17 protein-coding genes are annotated in these 22,638 nt (G+C 40.7%); 9 read left to right on the forward strand and 8 right to left on the reverse strand.

The features are described from left to right. Positions 1–224: 224 nt before the first annotated feature. Both BM176_RS11730 and BM176_RS11735 read right to left on the reverse strand, forming a co-directional pair. Positions 225–875 carry an RNA polymerase sigma-70 factor gene (locus tag BM176_RS11730; protein ID WP_143097787.1) on the reverse strand — a complete coding sequence of 217 codons (651 nt, stop codon included), beginning with the start codon at positions 873–875 and terminating at the stop codon, positions 225–227. 39 nt (positions 876–914) lie between these two features. Next, entirely contained in the window at positions 915–2,879 is a 1,965-nt protein-coding gene (locus BM176_RS11735) for an alpha-L-arabinofuranosidase C-terminal domain-containing protein (protein WP_090103063.1), read from the reverse strand. A gap of 536 nt (positions 2,880–3,415) precedes the next feature. Here BM176_RS11735 and BM176_RS11740 point away from each other — a divergent pair. Beyond that, positions 3,416–5,812 carry a glycoside hydrolase family 31 protein gene (locus BM176_RS11740; RefSeq protein ID WP_090103065.1) on the forward strand — a complete coding sequence of 799 codons (2,397 nt, stop codon included), beginning with the start codon at positions 3,416–3,418 and terminating at the stop codon, positions 5,810–5,812. Positions 5,813–5,921: 109 nt separating this feature from the next. On the opposite strand, the gene BM176_RS11745 is transcribed toward BM176_RS11740, so the two are convergent. After that, on the reverse strand, positions 5,922–7,961 hold the full coding sequence (locus BM176_RS11745) for a glycoside hydrolase family 127 protein (protein WP_090103066.1): 2,040 nt from the start codon (positions 7,959–7,961) through the stop codon (positions 5,922–5,924). A gap of 495 nt (positions 7,962–8,456) precedes the next feature. Between BM176_RS11745 and BM176_RS11750 the strand changes: the two genes are divergently transcribed. From BM176_RS11750 to BM176_RS11775, 6 genes are all read left to right on the forward strand, one after another. Further along, the gene (locus tag BM176_RS11750; RefSeq protein ID WP_090103068.1) at positions 8,457–9,095 is read left to right on the forward strand and encodes a (2Fe-2S)-binding protein; all 639 of its coding nucleotides are present in this window, start codon (positions 8,457–8,459) and stop codon (positions 9,093–9,095) included. After that, a complete protein-coding gene (locus BM176_RS11755) occupies positions 9,092–10,078 on the forward strand; it encodes an FAD binding domain-containing protein (RefSeq protein ID WP_090103070.1) in 987 nt (328 codons plus the stop codon). Before BM176_RS11750 ends, BM176_RS11755 begins: the two co-directional genes overlap by 4 nt. 20 nt (positions 10,079–10,098) lie before the next feature. Further along, entirely contained in the window at positions 10,099–12,237 is a 2,139-nt protein-coding gene (locus tag BM176_RS11760; protein WP_090103072.1) for a xanthine dehydrogenase family protein molybdopterin-binding subunit, read from the forward strand. A 150-nt stretch (positions 12,238–12,387) separates the two neighbouring features. Next, positions 12,388–13,914 (forward strand): catalase, encoded by a 1,527-nt coding sequence (locus BM176_RS11765; RefSeq protein ID WP_304441487.1) that lies wholly within the window; start codon positions 12,388–12,390, stop codon positions 13,912–13,914. Positions 13,915–13,916: 2 nt separating this feature from the next. Continuing rightward, entirely contained in the window at positions 13,917–14,435 is a 519-nt protein-coding gene (locus BM176_RS11770) for an ankyrin repeat domain-containing protein (protein WP_090103076.1), read from the forward strand. 200 nt (positions 14,436–14,635) lie between these two features. Continuing rightward, positions 14,636–14,821: a GlsB/YeaQ/YmgE family stress response membrane protein gene (locus BM176_RS11775; protein WP_255373501.1), complete on the forward strand. Its 186-nt coding sequence runs from the start codon at positions 14,636–14,638 to the stop codon at positions 14,819–14,821. Between the two features lie 223 nt (positions 14,822–15,044). Here the strand turns inward: BM176_RS11775 and BM176_RS11780 are convergent, their stop codons facing one another. Then, the gene (locus BM176_RS11780) at positions 15,045–16,025 is read right to left on the reverse strand and encodes a fatty acid desaturase (protein WP_090103079.1); all 981 of its coding nucleotides are present in this window, start codon (positions 16,023–16,025) and stop codon (positions 15,045–15,047) included. Positions 16,026–16,388: 363 nt separating this feature from the next. Here BM176_RS11780 and BM176_RS32155 point away from each other — a divergent pair, with 363 nt between their 5' ends. Continuing rightward, positions 16,389–16,919 (forward strand): hypothetical protein, encoded by a 531-nt coding sequence (locus BM176_RS32155; RefSeq protein WP_177230373.1) that lies wholly within the window; start codon positions 16,389–16,391, stop codon positions 16,917–16,919. 11 nt (positions 16,920–16,930) lie between these two features. Here the strand turns inward: BM176_RS32155 and BM176_RS11790 are convergent, their stop codons facing one another. Both BM176_RS11790 and BM176_RS11795 read right to left on the reverse strand, forming a co-directional pair. Further along, positions 16,931–17,200 (reverse strand): hypothetical protein, encoded by a 270-nt coding sequence (locus BM176_RS11790; RefSeq protein WP_090103083.1) that lies wholly within the window; start codon positions 17,198–17,200, stop codon positions 16,931–16,933. 355 nt (positions 17,201–17,555) lie between these two features. Beyond that, positions 17,556–17,783, reverse strand: coding sequence for a hypothetical protein (locus BM176_RS11795; RefSeq protein ID WP_090103085.1), 228 nt, complete (start codon positions 17,781–17,783; stop codon positions 17,556–17,558). Between the two features lie 262 nt (positions 17,784–18,045). Here BM176_RS11795 and BM176_RS11800 point away from each other — a divergent pair, with 262 nt between their 5' ends. Continuing rightward, positions 18,046–18,795 (forward strand): hypothetical protein, encoded by a 750-nt coding sequence (locus BM176_RS11800; protein WP_143097789.1) that lies wholly within the window; start codon positions 18,046–18,048, stop codon positions 18,793–18,795. Between the two features lie 114 nt (positions 18,796–18,909). On the opposite strand, the gene BM176_RS11805 is transcribed toward BM176_RS11800, so the two are convergent. Together BM176_RS11805 and BM176_RS11810 are read right to left on the reverse strand one after the other, a co-directional pair. Beyond that, the gene (locus BM176_RS11805; RefSeq protein ID WP_090103089.1) at positions 18,910–21,339 is read right to left on the reverse strand and encodes a bifunctional YncE family protein/alkaline phosphatase family protein; all 2,430 of its coding nucleotides are present in this window, start codon (positions 21,337–21,339) and stop codon (positions 18,910–18,912) included. 382 nt (positions 21,340–21,721) lie between these two features. Further along, positions 21,722–22,474, reverse strand: a complete 753-nt coding sequence (locus tag BM176_RS11810) for a polysaccharide lyase family 7 protein (protein WP_218162188.1) — start codon at positions 22,472–22,474, stop codon at positions 21,722–21,724. Between the last annotated feature and the right edge of the window lie 164 nt (positions 22,475–22,638).

The raw sequence follows: 22,638 nt of genomic DNA on the forward strand, positions 1-22,638 counted from the left end.
TATACTTTTCATATCAGTTTCACGTGGCTAATAATGAAGTGTATAAAAACAGCGCCTGGTAGTAGATGGAAATAAAATATTTTCCAATTGATTGAACATCAATTGGAAAATATTTTATTTAAGGAGGAATTGGATTCAGGTGGGATTGCGGTCTGTATCCATTTGGTAGTAATCCTTGTTTATTAAGCTTGCATCTTACAGATTCATAGTGATAACAAATATCACTATGGTCGAAATAACTTAATGAGGATAAATACAGAGAGGAATGCTTTCCCGTTTAGCTTTAAGTGTAAATACTTTAAAGCATTATTAATTTGTTTCTTAACCGTTTTATCAGAGATATTAAGTTTATGAGCAATTTCTTTATATGAAAGCTCTCCTTTTCTGCTTAAAATAAAAACTTCCCGCATTTTAACTGGCAGCTTATCAATTTCCTTATTTAACAGCCTTGACAAATCATTTGCGGCGAGTTGCATTTCAAATAAATCATCTTCCTCACGGAAAAGGAAGTTCCATGATTTCCTGAAATCATTCTTTTTAATTTCATTACGAATATATCTGAAGCCACTGTATCGTGCACAGGAGAAAAGATAGGCAGAGAGAGATTCAATACCATCCAGGTTATTACGCCGTTTCCAAAATGAAACAAAGACCTCCTGAAGGATATCTTCTGCTTCTTCGGCATCCTTAATTGCTTTTACAAGATAAAAGTACAACCGCTCCCAGTACCTCATATAAATAACATCAAATGCCTCCTTATTGTCCTCTTTAAGCAAATTTAAAAGGACATCGTCTGCATACTGTTGAAGATGCGCATCATTCATATGTGGAAGTTGACATAAACATGAAATCAAACCTGGAGCCGAATTATTCAAGCTTTCGAACCAATGGCCGATCCTGCCAAGCGATATCTATTATTTACCCTCTTTTGATTTTATCCTGATTACAGATAACGAATGAGGTGCCATACTGTATTTGAATTGTTTTTCCGGCTTCAAAACAGTCGTTACCGGAACTACATTATCTTTTGCCTCATTCTGGCCATTTAAAAAGGTAAGTGTGGCATTACTACTTAAGGACCTGAAGCTGGAAAGATCAGCTTTAGCCAGCACTGTGGCCTCACTGGCATTTACCAGTTTAAGAATAAGATCTCCTGTTTTACTATCCTTCACAAATGATGATGCTACACCGGTATCTTTTTTAAATGAAACGATATCCGGATAATAAACATCCCCCTGATTATTTGAAAACATTTGCTGTACATAATAATTCGGGGTAAGATGAATCTCAGCACCGGTAAAATAAATAAGGTTGGGATTCCAGGATGTATGCCCGATCCTTGCTAAAAGAGGGGCATAAGAAGCCATTCGTACCACATCACCATTACGTTCAAGTGAAGTCATGTAAACAGCCTCAGCAAGCGCATTATAGAATGTATTGCCTCTGGAAGCATACTCCCCTAAGTATATCTTGGATTTTTCGCGGTCATAAGTGTCATACCGACTTGTATTAGCAAGGAACCATTCCGGCTTTTCGTAATAATGTTCATCTACTATCGGCACAGCATTTTCGTTGGCAAATTTCCAGCCCAGTTCGTAATCTTCCCCTGCCGGGAATGGTCCTACTGTTCCTATTACAGTGATTTCAGGATGTTTACTTTTAACAACGTCATAAATCAGTTTGAAACGTTCCCGGAATTCCGGTGTTTGCTTGTCTTCATTGCCAATACCCAGGTATTCCAGGTTAAAGGAAGCTGGATGGCCTGCCGCGGCTCTTTTGGCGCCCCAGGTGGAGGTTACAGGGCCGTTGGCATATTCAATCAGGTCCAGTACTTCCGCAATATAATCAGCCATTTCATCTATAGGTAATCCCCGCTGTCCTGTTCCTCCTATTTGCCAGGTACCTCCGGAATTCTGGCAACTAACAGCAGCTGGAAGAACAGGTAAAGGTTTGGCTCCTATATCTTCGCAAAACTGGAAGTATTCGAAATACCCAAGTCCTGCAGACTGATTATAATTCCAGATATTTCTTTGCTCTTTACGCTGTTCAACTGGTCCAATGGTATTTTTCCAACGATACATATTATCTAACCCATCGCCGTGAACCAGGCAACCACCTGGAAAACGCATGAACTTAGGCTTCAAATCTGCAATTACCTGACCAAGGTCAGACCGTAGTCCATTTACCCTACCATGAAAGGTTTTGTCCGGAATCAACGAAACCATATCAATTGCAAGGGTCCCTTTATTTTTAGCAGTAATGGCTAAAACAGCACTGTCATCGTTATGTGTGGCTTCAATTACAGCTGTATACTTATTCCATTCTTTTGCATTTGCAGTAACAGTAGCCTCTCCATAAACATCTCCCTTTTTACTTCGCAACTGTATGGATAATGGTATGGGATCCGCCGAAACCAGGCGGGTAAAAATTGAAAAATTATACTTCTCACCAGCCCTGATCACTATTCCATCAAAGCCCTTATTAATTAAACCTACACCCTCCTGCCCCACATCTTCTACTTTCAAAACAATATAATGGGGATTGTTTGGATGGATGGGCGTCGTGGTTTCCACAGAAATGGTTCCATACCCATAACCTTTGGTCAGGTATTCCCATGCAGTAAATGGTTGCCAGTCTTTCCTGTCGTTCGGATTATATTCAAAAGACCGGTTCTGAACCAATTCGGCGTAGAGTCCCCCATCTGCCGCATAACTGATATCTTCAAAGAAGATCCCAAACAGGTCCGGGGAAATATGTTTAATTCCAGCCACTATCTTCTGAGCTGAGGACGTGCCTGCAAATAATAAGCAGAGGAGAATTAACAGGGATGCAGTAACCCTGCAAAATGAACTAAGCCTGGCGTATTTAATAAAACCCATTTTAAAATAAGTTTAAACAAAGTATTGCCATAACATACCCTGGCAATGAACTTCAGTTTTGAAATTGGATTGATAAATGTTTTTGCTTTGAAGTCGTGCTATTTTTATATAAGAAAAAATCACAACGTTATATTATCTGTTATCTATACTGTTCTGCTTAAGTTGGCATTCCTTGCGATTTCATGTCCCTGAATTAAGAAAAGTACCTATTGGCAAAAAAGGGAGCCTCTTAGTTTACATAAATATTACCCATGCTTCTGTACATTTCATAACCTGGAATACGATCTTATTATTATGTGGAATGTTTCTGAGGACGAAAACTAAGAAATTTTTTTTATTAATCGTCATTTTGACATCTATTTTAAGAATAAATGATTAAAAATAAGGTGCAACAAGTGTTCGGAGGGTATTTAAAGCCCGTTAAATAGTACTGAAGCAACAAAAAATAAATATTAATTTAATAATTGTTAATTTGACGCTTAATTTAGTATTCCACTTATGATTACAAGCCATAGCGCTTTATAAAGTTCAACGCGATGAAAAAACAAGTCATGTTAAATGTAAAAAGCACATCACTACTTTCCGGGCTTTTGCTGTTTACGATGAGTGCCTGGTCTCAGCAATACCAGCGGACAGATGGGGGGATAAAAGCTACCATCAACTCAATAAACATTGAAATCCGCTTTTTTAATGCAGATATTGTACGGGTACTAAAATATCCCGCAGGTGTTACTGATGAGAAGAAAAGTCTGTCAGTAATAAAAACACCCGTAAGCACTCCATTAAGTGTACATCAAAATGGAAATGTATTATCTGTAAACAGCACTTCACTGAAAACTACCATCAACCTGAAAACAGGACAGATCAGTTTTTACAATGCTGCTGCAGTGGCATTGCTGGAAGAAAAAGAAGCCGGACTTCAATTCACACCAACAAAAGATGGGGCAGAAAATAGCTACCGGGTAAATCAGTCTTTCCTGCTAAAAGAAGAAGAAGCTATTTATGGTCTGGGGCAACATCAGAAAGGGCTGATGAATCAACGCAACCAACAACTGGAACTGAAGCAGCAAAACATGCAGATTGCGGTGCCTTTCTTTCAATCTGTTAAAGGATATGGGTTGTTCTGGGATAACTATTCAACCACTATTTTCAATGATACCTTAAATGTTGCTTCTTTTGCATCTGAAATTGGTAACTGCGCTGATTATTATTTTATTAATGGCGGCAATGCAGATAAGGTAATTGCTCAAATGCGCTGGCTTACCGGTGAGGCTCCTATGTATGCCAGGTGGTTATATGGATTCACCCAAAGCCGGGAACGTTACAAGAGCCAATATGAGCTGATGGAGGTAGTGAAGAAATACCGGGCATTAAAAATACCGCTGGATGGAATTGTGCAGGACTGGCAATACTGGGGTGTCCATGATAATGAATGGAATGCTATGGAATTTGGTAATCCTGCATTTCCAGACCCCAAAGCCATGATTGACAGCGTACATCAGGCAAATGCGCATATTATTATTTCCATATGGCCTTCTTTTGGGAATAAGACGAAGATCTACCAGGAATTAAAAGAGCAGCATATGCTCTATGATTTAACTACCTGGCCAGCGGTTCCGGACGTGCAGGTGTACGACGCATTTAATCCCAAAGCGAGGGATATTTACTGGAAATATCTGAGCAAAAATATCTTTTCTCTCGGCATGGATGGCTGGTGGATGGATGCCACCGAGCCCGACCAGATAGTACCTAAACCTGGTGATGATGATAACCGTACTTACCTGGGCAGCTTCAGAAAAGTTCGTAATGCTTTTCCGCTGATTACTACCGGAGGTGTATATGGACACCAACGGCAGGTAAACGTTGATAAGCGCGTATTTATCCTTACCCGCTCGGCATTTGCTGGTCAGCAACGTAATGCCGCCACTAACTGGTCAGGGGATATTGTATCCGGGTGGGATGTTTTCCACAAACAGATTTCCGGCGGACTTAACCTTTCTTTAAGTGGCATTCCATATTGGAATACCGATATTGGCGGCTTCTTCTCCTGGCGTAATTATCCCAAAGGCGTTAAGGATGCTGCTTTCCAGGAATTATATGTACGCTGGTTACAATTTGCTGCATTTACGCCTATGTTCCGGTCGCATGGTACCGATACACCCAGGGAGATTTATCAGTTTGGGGAGAAAGGTTACTGGGCTTACGATGCGATAGAAAAATTCATTCATCTTCGTTATCGTTTGCTTCCTTATAACTATTCCAATGCCTGGGAGGTAACCTCAAAATCCGGTACCCTGATGCGTGCATTAATAATGGATTTTGCTGCTGATAAAAAAGCCAGGGAAATAAATAATGAATACCTCTTCGGTAAAAATATTCTAGTAGCTCCTGTTACCGATTCCCTTTATACCAGCAGGATTAATGGTGAAACAATTACTGATTTCAGCAAAACAAAAACTCATAAAGTTTATTTGCCTGAAGGTACTGATTGGTTTGACTTCTGGACAGGTGAGAAAACAAAAGGAGGACAGGAAATTGAAAAAGAAGTACCAGTAGACATAATGCCTTTATATGTGAAAGCCGGTTCTATTTTGCCAATGGGCCCCTTTCAGCAATACACAGGTGAAAAAGATGCCAGCAACCTGGAGTTAAGAGTATATGAGGGAGCCAATGGGATCTTTACATTGTATGAGGATGAAAACGATAATTATAATTACGAGCGTAATATTTATTCAACTATTACGATAAAGTGGAATGATCAAACAAAAACACTTACTATAGAAGATCGTAAAGGTAGTTATCCCGGGATGCTTTTGCATAGAACCTTTAATACTATACTTGTAAAGAAGGACCACGGAAATGGAGTTGAGATCGTTGAAAAGGCAGACAAGATTATTAAATATTCAGGTAAAAAGATAGAGGTGCGTTTTTAATGTGAGTATATGATATTGAAGGCCCGGTTACCTGGAATTCTACAAAATGATAAAACCCGTCGACTGACGGGTTTTATCATTTAAAAAAAATCTGAAGTACTAAATCTTTTTACTTTGAAACGGTATTGTTATCCGGCTTGTTCGTCAACAGTTCAATATTATTAATTTTCTCGGGGAACCAGACCATCATTTCACCTTTCCCCCTGTTTGCCCAGGCATAATAAGGGATAGCAGTAAACTTCCTTTGTACAGTGGAAACAGTTTGCCCATTGTCATCAACTACCACAACCGGTACACTGCTATTAATTACCTCTACGCCATTTAACATGCCTGGTTCATATGTTGATGTAAAAACGGCATCGGAAGGGATGATGATATTACTTGCCTTACCATTATTATCCATCCATTCAGCACAATACATAATCGGGCCACGCTGCAATGCCACTTTACCGATGTCATCTTTTATCATTTCATTCGCCTTTACCTTGCGGACTTCCATTGGAAGCTCTACTTCTACCCTATCGTTCTTCTTCCAGGTTCGTGAAAGGGATGCATATCCTTTTTTCATCTCGTATTCCACTGGTTGTCCATTCACTTTTATGACAGGCTTTTTATCAGAATTTGTGGCAAACCTGTACAGATCTGAAGGAACTGCTTCATTTTGTGCCCATCCCGGTATGCGTATCAGGAAATTAAATGCAAGCGGCGCTTTTTCAGGTGAAATGTTGAAGACTAAATCTCCATTCCAGGGATAGCGGTTTTGCTGTTCAATGGTTACAGCCTTGTTTAACAAGGTAAGTGTAGCATTACTGGCAATAAATAGATTTACATATACATTATTATCCTTCTGAGCATATGCATAACCTGGAATGGAAGGTATAAGTCTTGTAAGATTGGTAGGACAACAGGAGCAATCAAACCAGCCAGAGCGTTCAGGCTCCAGGCTCTTATGTGAGAATGAATTTTTGACCTCCATCGCATTGGTATAAAAGAATGATTTCCCATCCAGTCCTAGTCCGGAAATCAGTCCATTATACAATGTCTTTTCAAGGATATCAATATACTTTGAATCACCATGTAACAGGAACATCCGGTAATTCCAATATACACTTGCAATGGAAGCACAGGTTTCATTATAAGCGGTGCCGTTTGGCAATTCATAATTATCTCCAAAACGTTCTCCTGATGGGATAGCGCCTAATCCTCCCTGTACATACATTTTTTTGCTTACCATATTCAGCCAGATGGTATCAATAGCGTGCAGCAGGCTTTCATCTCCTGTCAATGCCGCTACGTCGGCCATGGCAGCATACAGATAACCTGCACGGACTGCGTGGCCCTCTGCTTCATATTGCTCTGTTACCGGTATATTATCCTGCCAGTAAGCCCCGTTCTTCCAGGGATCTGTACTTTTGGTGTCATAATCCGCATAATGACCGCGTTCGTTTATAAAAAACTTTGCTGTTTCCAGGTATTCTTTCTTTCCCGTAATTCGATACAACTTTACCAGGCCCATCTCAACGATTTCGTGACCTGGAGCTACATGCTTTTTACCAGGACCAAACACAGAGCAAACAAGGTCTGCATTTTTTAGTGCGATATCAAGCAGGGACCTTTTACCTGTAGCATAGTAATGGGCAAAAGCAGCTTCATACAAATGTCCTGCATTATATAGTTCATGACTTAATTCCCGCTCTTTTATCCATCTTTCCGTTCCAGCCCATTCATGCGGCAATGCTGGATTGATAGTTCTTGCTGTATACAGGTAGCCGTCCGGCTCCTGGGCTTTCCCGACCTTAATAATGAGCGAGTCAATGTATGCTGACAGCTTCTTATCGGGAAAAAGGCTTAATGAAAAAGAAGCACCTTCGATGGTTTTGTAAATATCTGTATCATCGAACGGGTAAGTGGTGCAAAACTTGCCCGAATGGGCGGCGGCCATTTCAAAATTACTTACTCTGCCAGTGCTTTCGCAACGTGCAAATGAAGCCGGAATAGTAACCAGGTGATTAGTACGCAAACGAGGTAACCAGAAACTGTCTGTTACCCGTACTGCAGTAAAGCTGACTGATTTAACGGGATAATCTTTTACCTGTCCCAATGCAGTAGCCGCCACACAAACCCCCAATAATAAAAGTATTTTTTTCATGTGGAAAAGTTATAATGTTTATTTTTTTTGTTATCAGTAGGCTGTCTTGTGGTCATTTATACAGCCACATACTTGAAAAGTGGAGCCGTTGCTTAGTTCACGGCAAATAATAACCATGTTCCTGAGCATTTCATAACCGGGAATTTGTCTTCTGTTACGTAGATCTTAAATTGTATTAAGATCTTTTCCAGGTGAAAACTAAGAAATTTTTTCCTATTAATCGTCAATATGACATTTATTTTTAGAAGAGATATTATTAGGGGAATGACAACCGGGGAAAAGATTATCCGTCATTGGGGATTCAGGTGAGTAATGGCAGGTTGTACCCATTTGGCACAATTCTATCGCGCTTTATCAGGCGTCAGTATGGAGGGTTTATAGTGGCTCTGTAGTGGCGGGCCTTTTATTCAGACTCTGGTGTTCGCTGTAAATTATATGGCCGGTAACATAAGAGACTAAATTTTTCTTAATTTACCAATACAAACCTGGTAACCCATGGATAGCAAAAATCACAATACTACACCTAAGGAGGATGAAAAGGAAAACCCACGGCGAACCTTTTTAAAGCAGACCTCCCTGCTCACAGCTATTGCAATGGCACCATCTGCCCTGGTGAAAGCCGCTGAAAATCATGTGGATGATAAGATTGCAGATGTTTTTGAGAAGATGCCTTTAAAGATGGAAGTGAACGGTCAGTTGCAAAGTCTGTCTGTTGAGCCAAGAGCTACGCTACTGGATATTTTGCGTGAGCAGCTGGATCTTACCGGTAGCAAAAAAGGCTGTGATTATGGACAATGCGGCGCCTGTACCGTACATATAGACGGGCAACGGGTATTATCCTGCCTTACATTGGGGGTGATGGTAAACGGGAAGAAAGTCACCACTATTGAAGGATTGGCAAAAGGGGATCAACTGCATCCCATGCAGGAAGCATTTATCAAACATGACGGATTTCAATGTGGTTACTGTACACCGGGACAGATCATGTCGGCAGTGGCATGCGTCCGGGAAGGACATGCTGATTCGGAAGCTGAGATCCGTGAGTTTATGAGTGGTAATATCTGCCGCTGCGGGGCTTATCCCAATATTGTAAAAGCAATTCAGGATGTAAAAGAAGGAGGGCTTACAGTATGAAACAGTTTGAATATGTAAAGGCCGGTTCCACTCAGGGCGTTATTAATGCACTGGCACAACCTGGTACTAAAATAATTGCCGGCGGCACAAACCTTGTAGACCTGATGAAACGGGGTGTAACGGCACCGGATAAACTGGTAGATATTACCCATTTGCCATTAAAGGATATTACCGCTACTTCCGGCAGGCTACATATCGGCACTCTTGCTTTAAACAGTATTGTATCTGAGAATAGTCTTGTCCAGAAAAAGCAGCCTTTGCTGTCAATGGCATTGAAAGCAGGTGCATCTCCACAATTACGCAATATGGCCACCGTGGGAGGCAATATGATGCAACGCACCCGTTGCGGATATTTTTATGATACTACTCTGCCATGTAACAAACGCCAACCTGAAAGCGGATGCGGTGCCAAAGAAGGGTATAACCGCATGCATGCTATATTCGGTACCAGCGAAAAATGTATAGCAGTACATCCCAGTGATATGTGCGTAGCCTTAGCAGCGTTGGATACTACTGTTATTATTGCCGGTAAAAAAGGTGAACGGAAACTAGCCTTTACAGATTTCCACAAGCTTCCGGGCGATACACCTGAACTGGATAACCATCTTGCAAAAGACGAAATTATATTGGGTATTGAGATCCCGGACAACAATTTTGCTGATCACAGTTATTATCTGAAAATACGTGACCGGCAGTCGTACGCTTTCGCACTGGTGTCTGTAGCCGTTGCGCTTGATATCAGCAATGGAGTGATCAGGAGTGCAAGGCTGGCTATGGGAGGTGTAGCGCATAAACCGTGGCGCCTGTATGATGCAGAGAAAGCCTTAGCGGGTAAGCAACCATCAGTACCCCTATTTGAACAGATAGCACGGGGAGCCATGCAAGGAGCCAAAGCTTACCAGCATAATGAATTCAAAATAAATCTTGCTTCAAATGCAGTTATACAGGCCCTGAAGGTAGCTTCCGGCTTAGTACCTGCCTGATCAGCATAAATAACATTGTTATGAATAAAGATTTTATCGGAGAATCACTCGACAGAGTTGACGGCAGATTGAAAGTAACCGGGGCAGCCAAATATTCCGGAGAGTATAAACCAGCCGGATTAACCTATGGTGTATTGGTACCGGCAACTATAACCAGTGGTATATTAAACGCTATAGATACCAAAGCTGCATTGCGGGCTTCCGGTGTAATAGCCGTCATTACTCCTTTTAATGCTCCTAAGGTACCAGGATATCAGCCCGATGCCCCAAGGCCTATGAAAGGACTGAAACTATTCAATGATAATAAAATCCATTTTAACGGACAACCTGTAGCATTAGTGATAGCTGATACATTTGAAAGAGCGACACATGCTGCCAGTCTGATTAAATGCAAATACGAACGCCAATCGTTTGCCACCAATTTCCATGAGAATATGGAGACTAATTCCAAACCGGCAGGCGAACAGCATAAGGAGTATGTACGCGGAGAAGCAAATGCATATAAGTCTGCTCCCTTTATAGTGGAGGAATCATACACACTTCCATCAGAGATGCATAATCCTATGGAGCTGCATGTAACGACTGCTATCTGGGACGGGGATGATAAAGTAACCCTTTATACCAAATCCCAGGGTGTAATTAGTTCTCAGAGGGCAATAGCCACTGCGTTTAATCTTGAACAGAAGAATGTACAGATCAATTCACATTTTGTAGGCGGCGCCTTCGGTTCATCGCTCCGTACCTGGCCACATGAGATAGCTGCCGTACAGGCTGCCAGAATGGTAAAACGTCCTGTAAGGGTAACCCTTACCCGTGAACAGATGTTTCTGCTGGTAGGTTACAGACCTTTAACTGTTCAAAAGATAGGGATAGGTGCTACTGCGGATGGTAAACTGGTAGGCATCACACATGAGTCTTTTTCCCAGACAGCTACTTATGAAGATTTCACAGAACGGTCTGTGAATGTATCAAGGTTCCTGTATGCAAGTCCGAATGCCAATACCCGCTATAAGATTGTGCCGCTGAATGTCGGGGTACCTGCACCTATGCGTGGCCCCGGTGAAGCTACCGGCGCTTATGCACTTGAATCAGCACTGGATGAATTATCTTATAAACTGAATATAGATCCCATTGAACTAAGGTTAAAAAATTATGCAGATGTAAACCCGGAAACAAACCTGCCATGGTCCAGTAAGTACCTGAAAGAATGTTATCAGCAGGGAGCTGCACGGATAGGCTGGGATAAACGGGCACAAAAGCCCGGCACCAACCGGGATGGGGAATGGTTGGTAGGATATGGAATGGGAGGAGGCGCATTCGGTGCATACCGGGGTAAAACACAAGCCAGGATTATTCTCTCTGCAGATGGCACTGTTGTGATCAAAAGTGCCACCAGTGATATTGGACCAGGAACAGCAACTGCTATGGTGGTAATCGCCGCAGACAGATTAGGACTTTCTGCCGATAAAATAACTTTTGAACTGGGAAATTCGGCACTTCCGGTTGCACCAACACAAGGAGGTTCATCGACTGTATCTTCTGTAGGATCGGCAGTGAATGATGTATGTGTGGCATTAAAACAAAAACTCTACAACCTATCCGGAAAACCGGAGAATAGCACTGACCCTATTGATTATACCAACGTCTTACAACAGCATAACCTTCCTTCTTTAGAATTAACAACAGAATCTGATGTTAATCCGGATGCGAAAAAATATGCGATGTATTCCTTCTCTGCTCATTTTGTGCAGGTGTATGTACATCCTGTAACAGGTGTTGTAAAAATAAAAAAGGTAGTAGCCGTAGTAGATGGAGGTAAAATCATCAATATGAAAACTGCCAGTAGTCAGATGATCGGCGGTGCTGTAGGTGGTATTGGTATGGCAATGACCGAGGAAGCTGTCATAGACGATCGTTATGGCAAGTATATAAACAGTAATTTCGCAGACTATCATGTTCCTGTAAATGCTGACATCCCACAGATTGAAGCCATCTTCATAGACAAACCTGATCCAGTATTGAATCCTCTGGGAACAAAGGGAATCGGGGAAATTTCACTGATTGGGGTGGCACCGGCAGTAGCTAATGCAGTCTATAATGCTACCGGGAGAAGGATCAGGGAAATGCCTATTACACCCGATAAAATATTAAAAGGTTAAAGACGGTTACAGTAATTGTGACCATCCTTTACCGGTAAGATCTCTGTCAACTTACGCCATATAGCAAATATCTATACAAAGATAAACTGTATCGATTTGCTCTATGTATGTTTTTAGTACATCTTTACGATCCTAAAAACTACATATCAAATGATGAGAAGAAATCAACTGCTCCTATTCCTTTGTTTACTGAACGGATTAGCGATGGCTCAACAGAAACAGTTAACCACTAATACCGGGGCTCCTGTTGGAGACAACCAGGATTCCAAGACTGTGGGGCAAAATGGTCCTGTATTACTGGAAGATATTCACCTGGTAGAAAAACTTGCTGCATTTGACCGTGAAAGGATTCCGGAAAGAGTAGTACATGCAAGAGGTGCTGGCGCTTATGGAGAATTTGTAGCTGCAAATGATTTCTCTCAGTACACCGCAGCCTCTCTCTTCTCAAAAAAAGGAAAAACAACACCTGTATTTGTACGGTTTTCCACTGTGGTACACGGTAATGGCTCACCTGAAACACTCAGAGATCCCAGGGGCTTTGCCACAAAATTTTATACAGATCAGGGTAATTATGACCTGGTAGGCAATAATCTACCGGTATTCTTTATCCGGGATGCCATGAAGTTTCCGGATATGGTACATGCATTCAAGCCCTCTCCTATTTATAATAAACAAGACCCTAACCGGGTATTCAACTTTTTCAGTCACATACCTGAAGCAACACATATGCTTACCAGGGTGTACTCCGATTATGGCATTCCTGCCAACTATCGCCAGATGAACGGATCAGGCGTGCATGCGTTCAAGTGGGTAAATACAAAAGGTGAAGTTACCTATGTAAAATATAGCTGGAAAACCCTGCAGGGAGAAAAAAACCTTACTGCAGAAGAAGCCGCAGCTTTGCAGGCAAAAGACTTCCAACATGCTACTGTAGATCTGTATGATAATATTAAAAAGGGTAATTATCCTTCCTGGGAATTATATGTGCAAATGTTGAAACCGGAAGACCTGGATAAATATGATTTTAATCCACTGGACCCTACTAAAATATGGCCGGAAGCTATCGCCAAACCGGTATTGGTAGGAAAGATGACATTGAATAAAGTGCCTGGAAATTTCTTCGAAGAAGTGGAACAATCAGCCTTCTCACCTGCTACGTTGGTACCGGGAATAGCTCCTTCTGAAGATAAACTGCTTCAGGGACGTTTGTTCTCTTATTTTGATACACAACGTTATCGTATTGGCGCCAACTTCCAGCAACTTCCTGTGAATGCACCTAAAGCAGCTGTAAATAGTTATAGCCAGGATGGTGCCTTCAGCAACCGTGGCAAAAATTCCGATATTAATTTCCAGCCAAATACAGATGAAAACAGTAGCGTAGATAATGCAAAATACGATTATCCCACAACTACGTTTGCTAATGTAAATACTGTACAGGCTAAAATCACAAAACCAAATGACTTTAAACAGGCGGGTGAATTTTATCGCTCTTTAAGTGAAAAAGATAAAGCTGATCTAATCAGTAATCTGAGCGGAGATCTTGCCCAGGTAACCGATAAGGACGTGATGAGGAAAATGGTAGGTTACTTCTATATGGCTGATAGTGATTTCGGGAAGCAGTTAGCTGCAAAATTAAACGTAACGCGTGAAGAAGTAGAACGCCTGTTCATTCACTAATTATGAAAGCACTATTATACATCCTTATGCCACTCGTTTTTCACCTGCATGCAATTGCAGCTGATAACATTTTCGATGCGGCAAGGAACAACGATACCATCTTTATCCGGCAATATATAATCGGGAGGAAGAATATTGATACTACGGATAATAAAGGATTCAGCCCATTAATCCTGGCTTGCTATAATGGAAACATTACCGCGGTAGAACAATTATTGCAGGCAGGTGCCAATACCAATATACAGGATCGTAACGGTAATACTGCCCTGATGGGAGTGGCTTTTAAAGGTTATACGGCTATTGCTGATCTGTTAATAAAGTATAAGGCCGATATCAATCAGCAGAACTATAATCAGGCTACCGCCCTGATGTTTGCTGCCACTTTCGGTCAGGAAGACATCGTGAAATTACTGCTGGTTAATAACACTGATAAAAACATTAAAGACAGATTTGGTAATACAGCATTGGCACAAGCTACCCTTCAGGGAAATGAGAACATCATTAAGCTATTACAGCCATAGTAATGTAATATGACTTACTTTATAGTGCAGTGAATAATGTGAGAAAGGGGGCCTTATGCCCCTTTTCTTATAAATAGCTTTTTTTAGAGCAGTATATAAAATGGAAATTATATACTAATTTCAGGATATTACTAAAACAGTTACCTATGTTATGGACTCTTATAATCGGTGGCATTGCAGGTTGGGCTGCAGGCAAACTTATGCGTGGTGAAGGATATGGTGTGATAATAGATATTATTATTGGTATAGTTGGCGGTTGGCTTGGGGGCTGGGTGCTTGGCCAGTTGGGTGTCCATATAGGACATGGACTTCTGGGGTCGCTGGTCGTTGCCATCATCGGATCAGTAATACTAATCTGGCTTATCAGGTTAATTAATCGAGGGTGACAAGTATTCTATAGAGATTCACAGAATTTATTGTCGTCAGCGGGCGTTGGGAATTACTACCCAACGCCCGTTTCTATAATACAGAAACAGATTGTATTAAAAAGGAAATAAAGTACCTGACAAACATATAAATGATTACATCCGTCTCCATCAGGAGCCCGCATAAAAAAAGGCGTATCAAAGTATGATACGCCCCTATTAGTATTTTATTGAGATACGATATTTAAACCAATACTTCTTTGTCACTCACAATTTTCACTTTTTCTTTCCTTAACATTCTCGAATAAAGCGACAGTTTCGGATTGAAAATAAAACTAAGAAATAGTTTTGTCCACGATTGATGCGATAATAACGAATCATAATAAGCAGGTGCTTTGCTTTTTATCTGTGGTAATTTATTCCATGGAATGGATGGAAAATCATGATGTTCATTATGGAATCCTACATTAAAAGCTACTTTATTAAGTGGACCATAATAACTATAAGTTTCCTGTACAGGATCAAGAGTAAGATAATGTTCCTGAATCCATCTGGCTCCAAGTGGATGAAGTCCAACAGAGAAAAAGAAGCTTGCGAGCATATATACAAAGGCCTTTGGACCAATGAAAACAAAAAGAGCCACATTAAAGCTCAACTGGATTATCCAATTGAGTAAAATCCACCGGTCAAAAAGGGCAATATTCAGTCTGGCGGTTCTTGTTACCTGGAATACCGGGAAAAAGAGAAACCAGATCATTTTGCCTAATGGATTGTTGCTTACAAGTCTAGCTTCCCAGAAATCTGGCAGATCCGCATCAAGATCATGTTCTCCCTGATGAGCATGATGTTTCAGATGATACCGCTGAAAAGAAACGGAACTTGCAAAAATATGTGGAAGATTGGCGAGTATTCCAGCCATCAGGTTAGGGACTTTACCACGAAATATAAGACCATGACTACTTTCATGTATCATTACCCATAAAGCATGACTTATGAAAGCGCCTACAGCATAAGCAACCAGAAAAACCAGCCACCAGGAGGTATCTTTAAGAAAATATGAAATACCAACCTGAGCGGCTACCAGGCCAATAATCATAAATATTGTATACGGATTTTTACCGATCAACTCCTTCATTTCAGGATGTTGTTTCAGTATTTGTCTTACCCGGACATGGTGAGGGTTGGGCTCCTTACTCCACGTAAAGTCAGTTGGTTTAGTTCGCATCTACAAATATATTATTTTCTTTCAATGTTAATGTATCTCAAATTGTTAATTTTAGCGGATAAGTCATTGCTTCAGGTTTGCAAAGTACACACCTGCGCCTATAAACTTCACAATAAACATATTAAGGTCAATTAATTACGCAGAGATGGCATTAGGTACTCCTACTACTATCTGTTTCACCTGAGCATCGAAAATACAAAGTAGTTGGTATTTTCCCACCATAATATTATATCTAAATTACTTCTTATTTTATATTACAAGCGAAACACCCATTTAAGACATATGGTTAATAAAGAAGGTATAAAACATGATACATAACTCTTACGTGACCATTTATATGTGGCAAATGACCCCAAAATACAAATGATGAAAATACTATCATACATCTATTGGCTTGGCTTTGCAGTTGTACTTTATTGTTTTTCGGTCCAATCCTACACTTTATGGACTGAATACCACATAATCCTTCCCATCGTCCGGATTGAACTTAGTCATGCAGTGGAAGGTCGCTGTCTGTTTGCGCAATTATCAGCCACCCCTGTAGGAAGTCATACCATGCTGGATGAGGTTTTATATAATACGCGGGTAGACTGTTTTTTCATTATCTGTTATGTGATACTATTAATGCGTCTGACTTACGGACGTATGCAAAAAGAACCCTCACTATATTTGAATATGCTACTCAGGATTAACATCGTCCTGGCTGTAATAGCAGGATTACTGGATTATGTAGAAAACAACCTGATATTTTACAATCTTGCCCATGCTCTTACTGACAAGAGTTATCTTTCACCGCACTGGTATGCGCTAATCAAATTTATCCTCCTCGTATGGATCCTGCTTGTCTGGTTATTTTCAAAATCAGGTGTATATCCAGGTAAGAAGCGTTCTTAGTTATTTTTCATCTAGTCCTCTGTTACCTGATTAACAGATGCACCCCTAATGCAGATAAGTGCAAAGCGGTAACAGCTCCATTGGTCGCTACTACATTTAAGAGGGGATATTTCTTCTATTGCTATCCGCAATTTGTCAAGCCATCGCTGTATTATAAATCCATTCTTTTTCTTTTCTATCATATTTTCGATAGATACCTGAATGACTTTTTCCACTTCTACATTACCTTTTGCCGCCTGAATCTGTCCAATTATCATAATTACATATTCATCCATTGTCATGTCTCAAATATTTATTTTATGAATTCAGTTGCATCATTTTCCAGATTATAAACTGCTCCAATCACTTTTAATTCCTTCTCCCACAATTACAATCCATTGCTATTTCTTTTTGTAAGGGCTTCAAGTGTTTCTATATTTTATGAGCTATTACTATAACCCAAAGAGAGACTTAAATGTTCGATGTTATGTTGAATGTTATTAAAATTTAAATGATTTTCAGGAGTGTGAATACGCACATCTCTACCCTTACATACAGAAACAGCCATAATATAATAAAGGGGAATTAAATTCTGGATAGTGAGCTAAGAAAGATAGATCTTCTGTTTTTAAAAATGAGACATTTTACTTTACTGATTTAAGTATATAATTTTCTTGCAATTACCTCTTCCAGTTCATTGGGAATAGTAGATGAATCATCTCCTATCGGCAGGAACCTCAGAGCTTCTTCATCCCAGGCAAAAATATATTCGGGACTGTCATTATATCTAACCCGGAAGCGGGGTTCCTGATTGAATGTAAACGGTTCTGCGGTGACGAAGTATGGAACACCTTCAAGCAAAAAATCAAATTTAGTTTTATCCATTGGTTACTGTTTTCTGGTTGTTATCACAAAAACCAGACCTTAAAGTGCAGGCTCTGCAAGAGAAATATTGTACCTGTTTTTTCACAACGAGTTCCTCACATTGTGACGTTTTATATCCGTTAGGTTGAGAACATAATCGCTTATTCGTATAAGAAGTGGCTGGTATGAAAATTGTAGCAAAAGAGATATTGAAAAACCAGAATCCTTGATTGTCGGGTAGTGATATAATTCCTAATTATTAAAAAATAAAACCATCTTCCACATGAAAAATCTTCTCTTTCCTTTTTTCGGAATGCTTACTGTTGCGTCTTTTATGTTTTCAGGTTGCTCCAAGCAGGATTCTAAGTCTGCAGAGACTCCCCAAAATGCAGCCACAGTAGCCTACAACATGACTGCAGTCAATCCCTCAGGTACTGTTACTACAGATGCTGCAGGAGCGGGTCGTCTGAGCACAATCATGAACAACCCATCCATTGCATCAATTCCTTCATTAAGGTTTGATCTCACCTGGGACTCAATACTGGTCAGATTCAGGGAACTGAAGTTCATGGCAAAGAGTGGACCGGACGAGATAAACCTCAGTATTAAAACAGACCGCGTTATCGACATTCTGGACAGCGTTTCTCTTGGCAGTATTATGCTGCCAACTGGCAATTTTGAAAAGGTGAAGGTATATGTCCGTGCAGAAGGTGACTCAATCGTTCCGGCAGTATGGATGAAGGGACGGATAACCTGGCAGGGTACTGATATTCCCCTTGAAATTGTTATGATTGGAAAAATTGAACTATGGGCTAAAGGAACCGATGTGGCAATAAGCCAAACCGGTATCAGCCTGAATGGGGATTTGAAGATAGACCTCAACGTTGTATTAACCAAGCTGCAGATCGGCGACTTTGAAGGCACTTTCGACAAGGGTAAGCTGAAATTAACTATTAACCTGGATAAGGATGGCGACAACCAGATAAAGACGGCATTTGAAAGTAGTATGTCAGTTGAACATAAGAGAAAATAACTGATAAAAAGAACGGCTGGATAACGGCCGTTCTTTTTATGAAATTACTTCAAACATAACTGATGCAGTGGGAGAAAATTCCCGTTTAAGCATGAGCCATTTCAGAGAAAAACATCAATCATCATCTTTATCATCTTTCTTCAATAAATTCACAAAGGCTGCCCGTTTCGGTGCAGGAAAGGGTGTTCCTTTCAATCCACTCCATAATACAATATTGAACTCCAGATCAGGTACGTTATCTTCTTTCGAAAGATCAAACTGCTCTGAACGACGTTGCCACTCATTTACAACAATATTCTTGTCGTGGAGATCCACTTGCGCCGGAACTGACTGAAATGCCGGGTGACTGGCAGTTGCCGAGAAACAATTCCACATAGGTACAGCTGCTGCATCATACTGGCTCATCGGCGGGATTCCTAGTATGAGTTCTATTGTACGAAGCATAGAGGAAGTAGAATACATCGTGTGGTCCACATACCCCTGTTTCACAAAACCTCCTGCCACATACGCGGTGCTACGGTGAGCATCCACATGATCAGCACCATTTTGTGCATCATCTTCAATAATAAATACGGCACTTTCCTTCCATATCGGACTCTTACTCAGGTAGTCCACGAACAAGCCTACTGCCAGGTCATTATCTGCTACATGTGCTTTAGGTGACGACCGGCCTTTGCGCAGCCCTTCCGTATGATCATTTCCCATTCTCAGGGAGTTAAAGTGTGGCACCTCATTTATGATCAGTAACGAATCAAATTCATGTTTCCATTGACTAAAACGGGTGGTGTCACGGATGTTCAGGTCCCAGCCACTGTAATATGGACAAACATGTCCTTTCAACACAGGAATATTCGGCTTGGAATCATCCGCAAATTCTCCGTAAGTACGGTAAGATACTCCTGCCCGCTGACAATGATCCCATATAAAACCTTTAGGTGCATTGGCAATGGCGCGATTCCCTTCTCCGTCATAATCACCTCCACGCCCGCCATAACTGGTAGGCCATGTCTTTTCAAGGTAATCAGTAGCATAAGCTGCAGTGCTCCAGTTGTGACCATCTGCACTCACTTCTGCATCCACATAAAAATTATCCAACAATACAAATTCCCTTGAGAGTTTATGCAAGTTTGGCGTTACCTGCTCACCAAAGAGAACAAGACTGGAATCACCATTCCCTTCTTTCATATCTCCCAACACCTGATCATAAGTACGGTTCTCCTTGATAATATAAAATACATATTTGATAGGAGAAGCTGCTCCCGTTTTCATAGGAATAGGATTCCCGGGTTCTCCTTCTGTAATACTTTCTTTTTCTTTGGTATAAGGCGTATTTTTATACACCTGCTGTGAAAATATTGCCAGCTGTTTTTCAGTTGGTTCGCTCACAATACTAAGTGTGCCTTTAAACAACCCTCCTATATATTGCACTTCCTTTGGCCTGTTGCGATCTCCTGCCTGATATTCCACATCTTCCTTTTTCCGTAAAGGATTAGGACCGTAAGGATTGGCCATGGATGAGAATCCCTTGCCATTAGCTACATATATCTTCTTACCAATCACTTTCACATTTGTAGGATACCATCCCACGGGAATAAATCCTTTACTCCTGCTGAAACCTGGTTTGCTTACATCAAATACTGCCAGACAGTTGTTGTCTGCATTTGCAATGTACAACGTCTTCTGATCCATACTCAATGCCACCCCATTTGTAGTAGATCCATTAGGTGCATTGGGATAAAGTGCAGTATTTAATGTTTCAATTACCTTCTTTTGCGGAAGATCTATCACAGAGACAGAATTATCATTTGCGTTGGCAACATACAGATATTTCCCATTCTTTGACAGGCATAAATCATTAGGATTATCACCCACTTTAATTTCCCCACTGAAACTATTATGCTGAGTGTCGAAGATCATTATCTTATCGCATCCCCAGCAGGTGATATAGAGAGACTTTTTGTCGGATGACAACAAACAATTATATCCTTCTCCGCCCAAAGGCAGTTGTTGCCTGATGTTTTTTGTAACAAGGTCAATGATATAAAGGGTATTGTTCTCCTTTGTCAGTACATACATAATCTGTTTCTTATCATCGATCTCAATACCAGCAGGAGAGATTTTTACCGGCCATTTTTCACCCAGTTTTATACTATCTTTCAATACCAACTTATTCTGCTGCACTGAATATTGCAAGATCCGGTTATCATTGCCTCCGGAAACATAAAGGAATTTTTCATCTGCACTGAACTTTAGCCCGAACCAACTTTTCGGGATCACCACTTCATCTACTACCTGCTGAGTTTTCACATCAATGAGCTGGATACTTTGTACACTTTGCCCGTTATTGGTTACAGCAATATATCTTTTGGAAGATGAAACAGCAATATTCAATGGGAGATCCCCAAGCGGCAGATGTTCACCTGCAGGCGTCAGCGACCATCCATTAGGTAAATGAATACGGCTGGCATCCAACTGTATTGCCGTTTGGGCAAAACTATCAGCAACAGCTAACAATACAATAAGAATAATAAGAATGCTTCTCATAAGTCTTTAATTATCAGTATCCGCAAGTATATAATAAAATAGCGGGTTTCTGTGTTAAATTAATACTATATAGTTAAAGACATAACAATCCAGGGAGTAAAAGTTACTCCAGGATCATATTTTCAGGATATTTTTCTGTTATTACATCAATTATTTTATTAACCCAATCAGGATCATTGCCTAAAACAATCTACTTGATAGAGAAAGAATTACCCTTCGTATTATAGGGTGTTTTAAGATCAGGAGAAAGTGAAATGTGCTCAACAGGAACGGTTCCTCATATTTGCTAAAACAGGGCGGAACATCGGCAAAACCAGCGTCCGCCCCGGTATATAGATCAGATTTCAGGCGCCATTATAATTATGATAAAAGAGACTACTGATTATTGCCCGACAGGGCCGTTTTTCCAGTATTTTACATTTTTCCAGCGGGTTTCAGATTTAGATCCGGATATATTATACACACCGCATTTGAAATAATGTGTGGCATTGCCGCGATCTGCATAGGTTCCTTTAAGTGTCCCGTCCAGGTAAACATAGATCTTACCATTGTCAGCATCATGCTGTACATTTACGTGTATCCATTTATTATAAGCATTTGTCATCAACGTTTCATTATCATATCTTTTTATAGTACCACTGCCGGTCGAATGAATTTTAAGCATGATAGCCGTTGCATTTGTTGCTCCTCCGAATACCTGCATAATATCTGTTCCCGCTGAACCGGAAACAATGTATACATCCCCTTCAAACTGGTGTTTCCCGGAAGTATAGTTATTATTCATACGCAATTCACAACGAGGCCCTGTAGTACAACCTTCAAATTGACAAGCATCGCCCGGGTATATCCAGAAGCGATGTTCTCCTCCGGAATAGCTGTAACGACTAGCCTGGGAAAGATTCCACGGAGATTGAATGTTATAGGTATAAGATGTCTGTGTCCATCCACTGGTGGGATCTACGGCAGCAGCACTTATCAGAGCTGTTTGGTTATCTGAAGCAACTAGTCCGTTTCTCTCCGTTTCTATTGAAGTTTTCCTGCAAGCGCTTAGTAAAAGCACAGAGAGCATAAAAACACATAAAATTCCTTTTGGCTGCAAAACACTGAAGCCGCCTTGGGGAGGTAAGATTTTCATTTGGGAAGTTTTAATGATTAATAAATAATGATTCGCGCAATGCCAGAAACAGCTGATATGGCAGGAAGTCATTAACCGGGCGCCACGGTTGTATTCCTGAGTAGTTGTTTAGGGCTGAAACATCATAATTTAAGGATTCACCAGTGTAAAGGCTCCGCACTTTG

Source organism: Chitinophaga sp. CF118 (genome assembly GCF_900112615.1).
In the GTDB taxonomy this organism is placed as follows: domain Bacteria; phylum Bacteroidota; class Bacteroidia; order Chitinophagales; family Chitinophagaceae; genus Chitinophaga.